A 12,672-nucleotide genomic window follows, 5' to 3' on the forward strand; every position below is an offset into this window, starting at 1 on the left:
AGAAAATAGCCTGGACCCGATAAATTTTAACGGCCAATTTTTATTTCGTGCTCAAAAAAGTGTCAACTAAATTGTGAACCATCCCTCTTATTTTATCCTATAATGCTCATTATTGCAAGGGTTTTTTAATAGTGGTTGCCTAATTGTGGTTTTTCGCTTATGATAGCGCCATGCTCAGATTGTCTCATTTTACTTTATTGGCGCTGCGCCATAGCGACAAACACTCGCTGCAAAGCCTGCTGCTCATTTTGGGGGTGGCCCTGGGCGTGGCCCTGATTGTGGGCATTGATATGGCCAACCAAAGCGCCCACCAGGCGTTTGTCCTATCTACAGGTAGTGTTACCAACCAGGCTACGCATCAAATTGTGGCCGGGTCTGGAGGATTACCGACCGCGCTTTATGAAGACCTGCGGCTGGAACTGGGTCTTAGAGATACGGCGCCGGTAGTGACCGGGCGGGTGCGCTTAAAAAACGCGCGCAATGCCTACCTGCAATTGTTGGGCATTGACCCGGCGGCCGAACTATCTATTGTGAATTATCTGGGGGAGCAGGATGATGGGGCTTCGCTGGCTGCCCTGGCTCATCTGCTGCTAACGCCTGATGGGGTGGCCCTGGCCCAATCGTTATGCGAGCAATATCAATTGGCCCTGGGTGATAACTTGACCGTGGTGATCAATGGCCAACACAAATATGTTAAGCTGGCGGCCATGCTGGAAACCAATGATGAGGTCAGCCGCCGGGCCTTAGCAGGCCTTATGATCAGCGATATCAGCACTGCCCAGGTGTTATTAGACAAAGTTGGCCGCATTGATTATATTGACCTGAAGCTTCCGGCCAAGGCAGACACGCAGCCCATTGTTGACCGCTTGCCGGCCAAAGCCCGCCTCCAGCCGGCCGAGTTACAGACCCAGGCCATCACCCAAATGGTAGAGTCCCTTGAGCTAAGTTTATCTATTGCCAGCCAATTGGTTCTGCTGGCCGGGATGTTTTTGATTTATAACACCATCAGTTTTTCGGTGGTGCAGCAGCGGCCGGTGTTAGGGGTTTTACGCTGCCTGGGCGTCACCCGGCGTGAAATTTTTGGCCTGGTGCTAACCGAGGCCCTGGTATTGGGAATAGCGGGCAGCATTATTGGGCTGGGCCTGGGCATTTTATTAGGGCGGACACTGGTGGGGGTGGTCGCCGGAACCATTGGCGAATTTTACCGCTTGACCGTGCAGAAAAGTTTATGGGGGTCGCCCTTAATCCTTTACAAAGGTATGGTGGCCGGTCTGGTGGCCAGTTTGTTGGCTGCTTTTATACCGGCCCTGGAGGCCACCACCATCCCCCCGCACAATGTTTTACAGCGCTCTCAGCAAGAGAGCCGGCTGCAAAGGCTCATGCCGGGCTTGACCGGAGGGGGGGCGTTGCTGCTGGCTGCCGGTTGGAGTTTATTATATTATCCCGGTAAATCATTGCTTCTGGGTTTTACGGCCATTTTTACCATTCTGGCCGGGTTTGTTCTTTTAACCCCCCTCTTTACCCAACTGTTCATGCGGCTGTTGCATCCCCTTACCCGTTGGAGTTTGGGCCTTATTGGCCGGATGGGGCCGCGTGATATTCTTCGGGCCTTGAGCCGCACCTCTATTGCCATTGCGGCCTTGATGCTGGTCATTTCCATCATTGTGGCCGTTGGCCTGGTGATTGACTCCTTTAGAGACTCCATTACGGTTTGGTTGGAGAATACCATCCGGGCCGACATCTACATTATGTCTATGGATCGCAATGCGCTTGATCCGTATTTGGTTGAAGAACTGGCCGCCATGCCGGGCGTGGTTCAGGTATCGCCGATCTGGGAAGCGACCGTAGTTTCGCCTGATTACGGTTTGGTCACTGTTCGCGCGGTTGATCCCCTGCCGGATGAAGATAAAATGCCCGTACTCTGGTCATTGGGCGATTACCGGGCCAATGCCGCCGCCCTGGCCGCGGGGGATGTGGTAGTGACGGAAGCTTTTGCCCGTTATCATCACTTACCGCTTGACCAACCTTCTGTACTCACGCTCAATACCGGGGATGGGCCGCATCCCTTCAGGGTTATCGGCATTATTTATGATTACCAGTCGCCGGGGGCGGGTCATATTTTGATGCGCCCTCACGTTTACCAAAACTACTGGCAAGATGCGCACATCTCCATCATCAGCCTTTATTTAACGCCTGATCTGGCCTCACAAACTGAGGAAGTTATTTATCGCTTGAAACAAAAACTATCAGAGCGGTATGCCCTGGTGATGTTCTCCGGCCACGCTATAAAAACGTCTATTCGTGAGGGCTTTGAACGTAGCTTTACCGTCACCTCTGCCCTCCGCCTGTTGGCGGTGGTGGTGGGCTTTTTTGGTATTTTAAGCACGCTGATGTCGTTGCAATTTGAACGGACGCGCGAATTAGGCATCCTGCGGGCTAACGGGATGAGTGTTTCCCAATTGTGGGGTAAAACTCTGCTGGAAACCGGACTGATGGGCCTGGCTGCCGGTCTGATGTCCATTCCGGTAGGCTCAATTTTCTCTTTCATCTTGGTACAGGTGGTCAACCAGCGTGTTTTGGGCTGGGTGGTTCAATTACGCCCCCACCTAACCACCTTTGGGCTGGCCCTGACCATGTCGTTGGCGGCGGCTCTGCTGGCCGGCATTTATCCTGCTTTCAGATTGAGTCGGATGAAAATTGCCGCCGCAATCAGAGAGGAGTAAAGGATGCGCCTGCTCGCCACCGTTGTTATCCTGATGCTTATATCTGGCCTGATTATTGTGGGTTTTATGCAACTAAAGGGGGATATCAAAATCACAGGCCGCGTGGCGGATTTTGACCTGGTTAAAGATGCCAGCCGTGCCTTTGACCCCATAGAGAGGCGACCTATTGTTTTTCCCGATGACCTGGCCGCTCATCCCAACCACCAAACCGACGGCTGGTTTTACAGCGGCCATTTAACGGATGAAATGGGGCATCAATACGGGGTGCAACTCACCTTTATCCGGTTTGGGGTCAGCCGGGGCTTGCGCGGGGGTATCTCGGAATGGACGGCCAACCAAATTTACTTTGCCTCCCTGAGCGTTACGGACGAGACCGGCCAAACCTTTAATTACGAGGAACGTTTTAGCCGGGGCAACGGCCGGTTGGCCGGAGCCGGCAGCAACCCTTACCGGGTATGGGTAGAAAATTGGTTTGTTCAAGAAGTGTCGCCGGGTAATGTGCAACTTAGGGCGGATAATGGAGAGATCGCCCTGGATTTGACTTTACAGCAGGTCAAACCGGCAGTCTGGCCGGACCAGGCCAGGGCAAATCTGCCGGGCCAGGCCATTGCCTACTATGCTTTAACCAACAACCAGGCTCAGGGCATAATTACTACGCCTCGGGGCGCTTTTCCCGTGACCGGTCAGGCCGGGCATATTCATGCGTGGGGCAATTTGAATTTTGGGCCAATTGCCGGTTGGGATCTGTTTTTTTTACAACTGGTGGATGGCCGAGAGATTATTTATCTTGATGTTCATCACAAAGAGGAACCTTTCAAAGACCCCGCCGAACCAATCCTACTGGTTGACAAACTATTATTGGTTGGCGCAGACGGCCAGGCTCAAACGCTTTCCCCAAACACCGTGGAACTAACCGGCCAATATCACTGGGAAAGCCCCCAGAGTAAAACAGAGTATCCCATAGAGTGGTCCCTGGCCATACCCAACCAAGCCATTAATTTAAAACTCAAACCCCTCTTAGTTGAACAGGAAGTCAACGGGTATCTCACCTACTGGCAAGGCGTAGTCGTCATTCAGGGCAGCCAAGAGGGTTATGGGTATCTCCAGATGACGGGGCAGAGCCACTGGTAGAGTATCAGGTTGATTGTAATCATAACCATCAATGAGAATCCTCCGGGATGCTCTTGGGAATGGGAATGTCTGCTAGGGGGGAAGTTGTGCAGTCATATCAAGGCTACCTTTTGGTATAGAATTTGGCTGTACTCTACCCTGCGCTGCCGGAAGAAGTAAGTAATTCTTGGCCGGGTTTGTTCTTTGCTTTATTTTTGTCCAATCACAATTTGGGAGGAATATCTAGAAACTCCCAAAGACTACCCACCTCTTTTTCACCCCGTCTCAATTTCTTTTCAAGCTCAATGAGTTCTCCATGGCAATCTGTACCGGGTTCATTGGCCGCCATGAGCCGATCAAAAGCTATTCGAGTTGGCTTATTATATCCCTCTGACGATAGATTATGGATGTGTTCGGTGTAGATGACCCGCAGGCCATTCCACAGGTCTTGAAGAGAAGTTTTCCAACCAACTTCATCATAACGAGCTTTTCGGAACTGCGGATCACAGATCAGGCTCAGAAATGTTTCAGCCCGTTCCGGTCGTTTTTTGGATGAACGCCAGACGGTTGCGCTGTAGCTGTAGTAGGCGTGATTGGCAAGGTAACGCCTAACGTATCTGGACATCGCCTTGGCTTGGTCAGGATTGGGGGTAGTTAATTGCTGCCAGGGCGTCTTAGTTAAGTCCCACCAATCGGCCATGCCGGTCCAATCACCTGCTTGTGGTTGAAATGCTTTTACAAAGAGTTCATGCGTAAGAGCAACGCTATTATTATTCCACGGATTCATCTTGCGCAGACGATATATCTTAAGCCTACCATGGTACAAAATAAGTTTGTTTTTATAATCCTTATACGGTTTAAAGAATGGTTGGATATCTTGCCGCACATCTGATAATTCTTCTTTGATTTGCTCAGGCTTAAGCCTATCGTCAAAGCTGGCCAGAATAGCCACATCTTCGACAGAGAGTGGTTCATAAGACACTGTTACCAAGTCTAACAGCCGGGTAGCCAGCTTGCCATGCTTTTTTTGTATGGCCTTAACCACGCTGTCAAAAAGGTTATACAATTCTGACCAGTTTTTAATTTTATCCGGGAGTGGGGGCATGTTGAAGGTAGAACTACCCTGGAGAGTGAGTCTTTCCTTCATTTTGCTAAACAAGATTAAGGGGTCATCCTGCTTTGCGATGGGTAAATCAGGTTTGCCATCCTGATGGTGATTGGTTAGCCAAAGAATATTTTCCCTAACTTCTTCTGGTATATCATCGTCTGTATCAGCCGTAATTAAGAAACGCGCCACATCATCCAGGTCACCGCGATGATCGAGTAGCATATCTAAAACATCATAATTGGGGCCAACCAAATCAACTCCGTCTATGATAATCACCGGCGGCTCAAAAGCTTCAACATCTTCATCAGCAAGTTCTCTTAACGGTTGAACAAAAAACTCCCGTATGGCATGTTTTACATTCCCCACCAAAAGGGGAAATCTTCCTTCAGGAAGGCGCTGCTTGTAGGCTTCACCATAATGTTTAATCAATTGACGCACCAGGGAATATCGCACAAAGGCCAAAGGGTCGTTAGTGCTAGAGGCTTCGGCCTGGCAAAAATGGTAAATCAGGGGCGGGGTTTTAGAGTCATTTTGCGTTTCAAGTTTCTTTATCAGTTTTGCAACTTGAGTGCTTTTGCCGCTGCCGGCCGGGCCGGTCATTAAGAACCAGTTTCGTTTAGGGGCATCAGGGGTTTGTCTTACCCAGGCATCTAATTCGTTTTGCCACTTTTTAGTATCCGGGTGAAGATTTGTGCAACTTCCTTTCTCTCTTATGAGTTCATCAAAACTATCTAACATATCGTGGTCAGTGCCAAATAACCGCTCTTCAGGGATCAGGATGCTATCAGGGCTATTTAGAAAAAGGCGCGGCAGACCAAAGCCTGCGTACCGACAATCACGTTTGGATTGAAATAGCGTGTTTCGTCCCGCAACCACTGCTTTTTCCAGGCCATCACCGGGTTGATTGGCCAGAGCCTGATAAAAACCGGCGGCAAACTCGGCAGCATCCCCGGGTTGAATCATATATGTAAATCCAACTACCACCGGCACACCCTTCAGGTGAAGTTGAACGCCAGTACTATCTGAATGTCCCGCGGCGGAGTTACAGCTAAACAAAATAACAGCTCGTATTGATGAAGGGGTTAACTCATTTGAGTTCAATGTCGCACCTTTGATATAAAGGGCATTACTGCCGCCATGACAAGTTAGATGCAGCACATGGTCGTTTTCTAAGGCGTCCTTTATTTTGGCGAATGTAGCGGGTAAAAATGTTGAGCCTTTCTTATCTTCTTCACACTCAATAATTGTTTCTAGCTTGTGTAATTCATTTTTAAATTTTTCAAATATTTTTTGTTCATCAGCTTTGTCATCTTTTTTTAACCAAGAAAGATATTTCATTTTAACTATTGGCGCATTGACCCGCGCGCAGGCTGACCCCTTATTGGTTAATTGATGCACAATTGAAATATCTTGATTAAGCCCTAATAGATTCTTATGAGGATCTCTTAGGGCATCAAGGGGTAAGTAAGCGTACTCCCAAGGGATTTCCATAAGTTGCTTTTCACCCTCAGGGTATATGAGGCGCAGGCGAACTTTTTTATTGGCTCTATATTTTTTCTTAAATATACCGCGAATACGCCCCGGCAAAAGTAATGTGGCAATGTGTTTGCCAAATTTGATGATGTCTTCTATGGGTATGTCATCATGTAATTTAAACACAGGAGGAACATACAACCTCCCAGAAATAGGCTCGGACTGATACTGTACCGACACTCTGTTGTTATCCCACGCCAACTGCAAATCAAACGTACAGTTGTAGTAATCATCATTCCTCATTGTCTGATGCCTCCCTCTAAATTTTCCGTATGGCGGTTATAGTTTGGTTAACTTGTTGGGTCATTTGCCAGACGATGGCCCCATACGTGGCAAACAATAAATTATCCCACATCTTGTGGTAAGACTCTGGTAAGTGTTTCTTTATTCCGGCAATAGCCTTTTCCAGGCAGTGACTGATGTCATTCATATCAGGTTGTCCTTCAAAACGGTCATACATGAATCTATAAGTATGTTGATTGATATAGAGCATCGCAATCATCTTACAAACTTCTAATTTGGCTTTCTCATTACCGGAACTGATAACCGTCTCCAACTCACCAACCTCTAATTTTTGCGCCAATATTGGCGCAAATTTTTTGGGGGATAACTCAGCCACTGCCAGCCAGCCAGTGATTGCATGCAAATGTTCTTTGATTTGCTCTCCCCACACCTGCTGGATAAGATTTAGGGCCTGTTGCACAAAGAATACTGTATTAGGATGAAAAACATCACTTTCCTTCAATTTTGAGGCCGAATCGTAACAGCTATTGAACCACTCTGTTGGCCCGGAATTTTCATCTTCTGCTATAAACTTGTTACATCGCATTAGAAAACTTTGCAAAAGAGGACGGGTTTCATTACCAATCTTAGCTTTTTGTTGAATATAGTAATAAACCGTATCGATTTTTAAGTCTTGAACAGCAATCCCCAGGCTTTCTTCTGAATATCTGTTTTGATACTCTGTTATCAACCCTTTAATCGGCTCTGTTTTTAATCCGCCAAACTGCTTTGTATTGCCTTCAAAAAACCATCCTTCCTCATCTTCCCCCGAGGTAAATGCCGGCACGTAGTGACCATACTTCAATATATCATTGCCGTTCTCATCTTTCTCTATGGTTTTATGAAAATTCGGCTTTTGAGTTGCCGCGGCAAGATAAACCAGGCAGTGATATAATTTAAACCACGTTTCGATTGCTGCTCTGATTTCCGGCTGCTTAATTTCTATGTAATTCTCCTTTTTATATTTTGCTTCAATTTCAAGTACCCTGAGTAATTCATTTTTTATCTCATCTGCCGAGCGAATATCATTTTCGTTCTCAACATTTGGCCCTACCGCTGCCGTTTCTCCATCCATCCCCGAATTTTTAGATGGCATTTTGAATACCTCCTAATTTAAATTAATAGTGTTAAGAAATAAGATTAAAATTGATGATTTATCCTTTTATCCCACCAGGTATACTTGTTCTGCAAGTCCACCTCCTTGTCATGCTATTGGATATTGTTGCAAAGTCATTTTTTGCTCGCCGTATCCACTTCTACCCTATTGACTCAAGCAATGCCTTAGTTGTTTGGTAAAGTTTGGCCTTTGGGTCCGGGTTCAGGAGCAAAATATCATGCAAAGCAGCCTGGGCTAACACAGGATTGTTTTGCTTTAAATAATTGTCGGCCATAATCCAGGCCGCTTCAACCGCTAAGGTTGCCATAATTGGAGCCTGTCGCAAATCTAATAAATATGGGTAAACCTGGCGTAATTGAACCAATGATTGTTCCGGCTGGTTAAGAATATTGTACCCTTTAGCCAGGTAAACCTGGGTAAAAGCTTTGTGCAGAATATCGTCATTTGTTTCCTGGCAGGCCAGAGCTTTTTGCAGTAGATTTACAGCCTGCTGAGCGTCTCCCTGAACCAACCAGGCTTCTCCTAAAGCGGTCATTCCTCGGACTTCAAGCAGAATATCACCGGCAGCATGGGCAGTTTTAATTGCTGCTGAAAAATGAATGGCTGCTTCAGACCATTTTCCTGCCAGAGCATTAACATACCCAAGCGTATACTGTAAATTAGCTTCGTTTTGCAAATCTTGCCGGGCCTGGGTCAAAGATAGGGCTTGTTCCAGATAAGTGGTGGCTTTATCAGGATTACCTTGTAAACTGGATAAATTTGCCAGGGCGATAAGAGTTTCAAGTTCCCCTTTTTGGTCGCGGATATGATGATAATCTTGCAGAGCTTGCAATAGCAGAGTATTGGCTTTTTCCAGGTGCCCCATATCTATTTGTAAACGCCCCATCCCCAGGTTGGCCTGGGCATGGCAAAGCGGCTCATCATTATCCTGAAGCAAAGCCAGGGCCTGTTCATATAGGGGCAGGGCTGAAGCGTGGTTACCATTATCCCAATATACAAACGCCAACGCTTCCAGCCAAATAAACTCGGTCCGCACATCCCCTAATGCATGCGCTGCTTGCTGGGCCTGCTCCAACAAAGGCAGGCCGCGCTGCAAGAAACCCCGGCTGCGCAAAAAGCCGCTCTGCTGCCACAAAACGTCGGCCAGTTTTAATATATTCCCGGTTTCGTTTTGCTCTGCCAGCCAACTGGCAGTTCTCAGTAAATTGCCGCTTTCCGCCTCTAAATGATCGTAAGCGGTAGAGTCGCGCCGGGCGTGTTGTTGGGCAAAAGCAAGATAGTAATCGGCATACAAACGCTCCCTATCCGCAAAAAACTCAAGCCAGTTCTGCTCATTGCTCATCCGCTAACTCCACTTTTTCACAATGTCCGACAGGATAAAGTAATGGGTTAAGGGATGCAGGGTATAGCGGCGCTGGGCCAGGTTGCCCAGCACATCCACAAAGGACAACAGGATGAGTTGATCCAGCGCGGCCTGGACAGTCTCAAACTCTAACTGGCTAACCTGTTGCAAGGCATGGGTAGTGCTGCCGTTGGCCAGGTCAAACACCGACATTGACACCAATACTTTTTGAGATTCCACCGCCAGCATATTCCAGGAATGTTTGAAAATGAAACGGTAAAACTCATAATTTGGCCCGGCAAAATTGGCCGCTTGCAGGTTATGCAACACCTGGCTTAGCGGTAACCGGCTGGCCTGCCCCACCACCAATTTCATAGCCAGCGGCGCTCCGCCCGTAACCTGGTGGATGGTCAGCAAGTCGCCGGGTTTGGCCTGAGCCACCACCCCAATGCCGCGCTCTGCGCCCTCCTCGCGCAAAAAAGCAACCCCCTCTTTTTCCAAAAATCCGCCCAGGTCGAGGGTAAACGTGCGTTCCAGCCGCACCTGATGGCGACTGGTGATCAGTAATTTACTCCGGCCCAGAATCTGAAACACTTTGTCCACAAAAACATCGCTTTCCGGGATGGTTTCCAGGTTATCCATCACCACCAGCACCCGTTTGTTTCGCAAAAACTGCTTCAGCGCCGCTTGTTTTTGCGCCAACGGCAGTTTCGCCAAGTCCATCCGGCCACACTGACGACCAATATCATCCAATAACGATTCAAAGCCATAATCGGACACTTCTGTTTTCCGCGCCCCTTCGCCCACAAAGCGCTCTGGTTTGGCGCTGGCCCACACAATGTGGTCAAAAATCCCTTCGCGCCAGCATTGCCCCATGGCCTCCTGGGCCAGGGCAGTTTTGCCAATGCCGCCCAATCCCACCACCGCAATTATTGGCTTGCGTTCCGGCTCGCGCAGCGCGGCTAACAATTGCTTGAGTTCCTGCTCCCGGCCCATCAGGCGATGGTAGGCTTTGCCCGGCAAGTGGAGGGGCAAGGGCGTGGTTGGCCCGGGTTTTGCCCCTGCTTTGCGGCGATGCTCCGGTAACGCCGCGGGCGCGTATCGGCTAAACGCCCGGTCAAATTCATCTTCTAAAAAGAGGGGCCTCATTTCTGCAAATTGGTCAATGGGCAGGTGGGTCAGTTTAGCCAGTTCTATGGCTTCGGCAGGAGTGCAACGTTCGGCGGGCGTCAGGCCCTGAGTAAAGGCGGCAATCACGGCCAGGGTCAACTGGGGGGAAATGTCGGGCTGCTGGTCAAAGCGAATAAAACGATTTTCAAACATCGAGCGGCTGAGGTCGCACCCCTGGGCCTGGATACGCGCCACAATCTGTTTTACGCTCAAGTGAGAACGCTCTCGCCAACGGCTCATCAGTTGGACAATTTTTTCTTTATCGGTTTTTCGCACAGAGACCTCTCCGTCAGGTTGAACGGAATTAATGCGTTGCCCGCGCGTATTTTTGCGTGGCCCGGCGCACATTTAAAAGCCCAAGTTGGGCTATGCTAAATCAAGTTCTGGCCAAACTAACAGCCAAAAATAAATCCGCGCTTATTGGGGAATGCGCGCAGGCCGCTTTGGCGGCGGGGACTCCCCACACTCAATAAGCCTCTAACCATCAGGAGGTTCATTGAAATGTTAAAGCAACGGATTATCAAACTTGTAATTGGTTTAGCTTTGCTGGTAGCGGTAGCGGGTGGAACCGGGATTGTGGTTGACTCGCTGGGGGCCTCAATCACCTCGCCGGCGCATGCCTGTAACAGCAGCGGGACCAGCGGCGGCGGGTGTTAGCCCCGTTTATGTAATTGGATGCGTGTCGCCGTGGTTTGGCCAGACATTGCCTCATGCAAACTGCGGCGGCACTTATCAACCCGGTTCCAGTGTGAATAAAAACGTTTGGGCCGGTCGTAACGGTTTAACAGTTGTTCCGCTTCAGCCAGGTAGAGGCTACTCTGCCGGGAATGGCCGCGAGCCAATTCATACTCAGCCAGGTAGGTGATGGCCTGAATTTCGTTGTATTTGCTGTCAAGGGTGCGCCAGGCGGCCAGGGCGGATTTTAGATAAAATTCCGCCTCGGGCCAGCATTGTTGTTCAAGATAAACCAGGCCCAAATTATCTTGCATCAAAGCCAGGCCGCGGGCATTGGCGTGATCTTGAAAAATGGTTTCTGCCCGGCGGAGATGGGTTTCGGCTTTGGCGTACTCTTGCTTGAGGCGATAGGCCTGGCCGATGTTTATATAAATTGTGCCGACGGCCAGTTTGTCGCCGGTAAGTTGAGCAAACTCAAGGGCCTTGCGTGAGTTAAGCAAAACCTTGCCTGGACAATCAGTATCTAAATAGAGCGCGCCCAGGTTGATGTAACCGCGCATCAAGCCGTGCCGGTCGTCCAGCTGCTGCCAGATAGCGCACGCTTGCTGCAAATGTTGTTCGGCCTGGGACCACTGCTCTTGCCGCAGGTACAAACAGCCCAGGTGATTATGAGTGTGCGCCAGGCCATGCTGGCTGTCAATTTGGGCAAAAAGGTCAAGGGCGTGGCAGCACAACACTTCTGCCCGGTACCACTGCCCGGTTTCCACATAATGATAGCCCAAATTAGAACAGGCCCGGGCTTCACTAAACCGGTCACCCGTTTGCCGGGCCAGGTGAATGGTTTGCCGGTAGTAACGACAGGCTTCTTGAAAGTGGTTTTGTTGAAATAGCAACCGGGCCAACAACGCCGACAGGCCAACCATCCCTGCTTTATCTCTGGTAGATTCGGCCAGCCTGATCGCCCGACGCAACACGCCGTGCCACACCTCCCAATGGCCGCCCCGCTCCATGTAGGTTGAAAAAGTTGTCACCAGAGAATAGGTGGTTGACCAGGCGACCTGGCCCAGGTCAAGGCCAAATAGGATGGCCCGGACAATGCTGTTTCGCTCAAGATTGACAACGGTTATATTTGCGCTGTTGACCTGCGCTAACCACGCCTGCCAATATTCCAAATTAAGCAAGGTGGTTTCTTGAAAAAATTGCGTGCGGCGTTGGTTATCACTCAGGCTAACGATTGCCACGTGATGGCCTCGGTAAGCAAAAAGGTTTCGGTGAGACGGTGGATGGAATACCGGCGTTTCTCCAATCCGCCCTTGACCTGCACTAACGATAACGTAATCAATTGTTGCAGGGCCTGGTGCAAATCCGCCGGCTCAAGCCGGCTCAAGACAAGCAGTTGCGGCAGCGTGCCTTCTTGGGCCAACGGCATTACCAAAAGGGCCTGTTGACCGGCGGGGTCCAGCATGTGCCAGGCTTGCCAATAGATGAAGGTATACAAATCGGCGATGCTTTTGCCCCGGGCGGCTTTGAGATTGTCCAAAACTTGAGATAACGGCAAAAAAGCAGTCTGGCCCACCACCAACTTGAGCGCCAGTGGATTGCCCCCTACCAC

The 12,672-nt window shown here is 49.5% G+C and carries 9 protein-coding genes; 3 read left to right on the plus strand and 6 right to left on the minus strand.

The annotated features are described in order from the left end of the window. Window positions 1-170 precede the first annotated feature (170 nt). Together JW953_13645 and JW953_13650 are read left to right on the plus strand one after the other, a co-directional pair. Window positions 171-2,723, plus strand: coding sequence for an ABC transporter permease (locus JW953_13645; protein ID MBN1993740.1), 2,553 nt, complete (start codon window positions 171-173; stop codon window positions 2,721-2,723). A gap of 3 nt (window positions 2,724-2,726) precedes the next feature. Beyond that, window positions 2,727-3,854: a hypothetical protein gene (locus JW953_13650; protein MBN1993741.1), complete on the plus strand. Its 1,128-nt coding sequence runs from the start codon at window positions 2,727-2,729 to the stop codon at window positions 3,852-3,854. A gap of 202 nt (window positions 3,855-4,056) precedes the next feature. Here JW953_13650 and JW953_13655 read toward each other — a convergent pair whose 3' ends face one another. From JW953_13655 to JW953_13670, 4 genes are all read right to left on the minus strand, one after another. Then, window positions 4,057-6,717, minus strand: a complete 2,661-nt coding sequence (locus JW953_13655; GenBank protein MBN1993742.1) for a CHAT domain-containing protein — start codon at window positions 6,715-6,717, stop codon at window positions 4,057-4,059. A gap of 16 nt (window positions 6,718-6,733) precedes the next feature. After that, a complete protein-coding gene (locus tag JW953_13660) occupies window positions 6,734-7,852 on the minus strand; it encodes a hypothetical protein (GenBank protein MBN1993743.1) in 1,119 nt (372 codons plus the stop codon). Between the two features lie 160 nt (window positions 7,853-8,012). After that, window positions 8,013-9,215 (minus strand): tetratricopeptide repeat protein, encoded by a 1,203-nt coding sequence (locus JW953_13665; GenBank protein MBN1993744.1) that lies wholly within the window; start codon window positions 9,213-9,215, stop codon window positions 8,013-8,015. A gap of 3 nt (window positions 9,216-9,218) precedes the next feature. Then, complete coding sequence (locus tag JW953_13670) at window positions 9,219-10,661, minus strand: AAA family ATPase (protein ID MBN1993745.1); 1,443 nt, start codon at window positions 10,659-10,661, stop codon at window positions 9,219-9,221. A gap of 225 nt (window positions 10,662-10,886) precedes the next feature. Between JW953_13670 and JW953_13675 the strand changes: the two genes are divergently transcribed. Continuing rightward, window positions 10,887-11,042, plus strand: a complete 156-nt coding sequence (locus JW953_13675) for a hypothetical protein (GenBank protein MBN1993746.1) — start codon at window positions 10,887-10,889, stop codon at window positions 11,040-11,042. On the opposite strand, the gene JW953_13680 is transcribed toward JW953_13675, so the two are convergent. Beyond that, window positions 11,039-12,301, minus strand: coding sequence for a tetratricopeptide repeat protein (locus JW953_13680; protein ID MBN1993747.1), 1,263 nt, complete (start codon window positions 12,299-12,301; stop codon window positions 11,039-11,041). The genes JW953_13675 and JW953_13680 overlap by 4 nt on opposite strands. Further along, the coding region (locus tag JW953_13685) for a hypothetical protein (protein MBN1993748.1) at window positions 12,283-12,672 on the minus strand (390 nt) is incomplete at its 5' end. The genes JW953_13680 and JW953_13685, both read right to left, overlap by 19 nt.

Source organism: Anaerolineae bacterium (assembly GCA_016931895.1).
GTDB lineage: Bacteria > Chloroflexota > Anaerolineae > 4572-78 > J111 > JAFGNV01.

Coding starts and splice junctions, on each gene's coding strand:
- JW953_13650 (MBN1993741.1), top strand. CDS start 2,727: ATGCGCCTGCTCGCCACCGTTGTTATCCTGATGCTTATATCTGGCCTG.
- JW953_13665 (MBN1993744.1), bottom strand. CDS start 9,215: ATGAGCAATGAGCAGAACTGGCTTGAGTTTTTTGCGGATAGGGAGCGT.
- JW953_13660 (MBN1993743.1), bottom strand. CDS start 7,852: ATGCCATCTAAAAATTCGGGGATGGATGGAGAAACGGCAGCGGTAGGG.
- JW953_13655 (MBN1993742.1), bottom strand. CDS start 6,717: ATGAGGAATGATGATTACTACAACTGTACGTTTGATTTGCAGTTGGCG.
- JW953_13675 (MBN1993746.1), top strand. CDS start 10,887: ATGTTAAAGCAACGGATTATCAAACTTGTAATTGGTTTAGCTTTGCTG.
- JW953_13645 (MBN1993740.1), top strand. CDS start 171: ATGCTCAGATTGTCTCATTTTACTTTATTGGCGCTGCGCCATAGCGAC.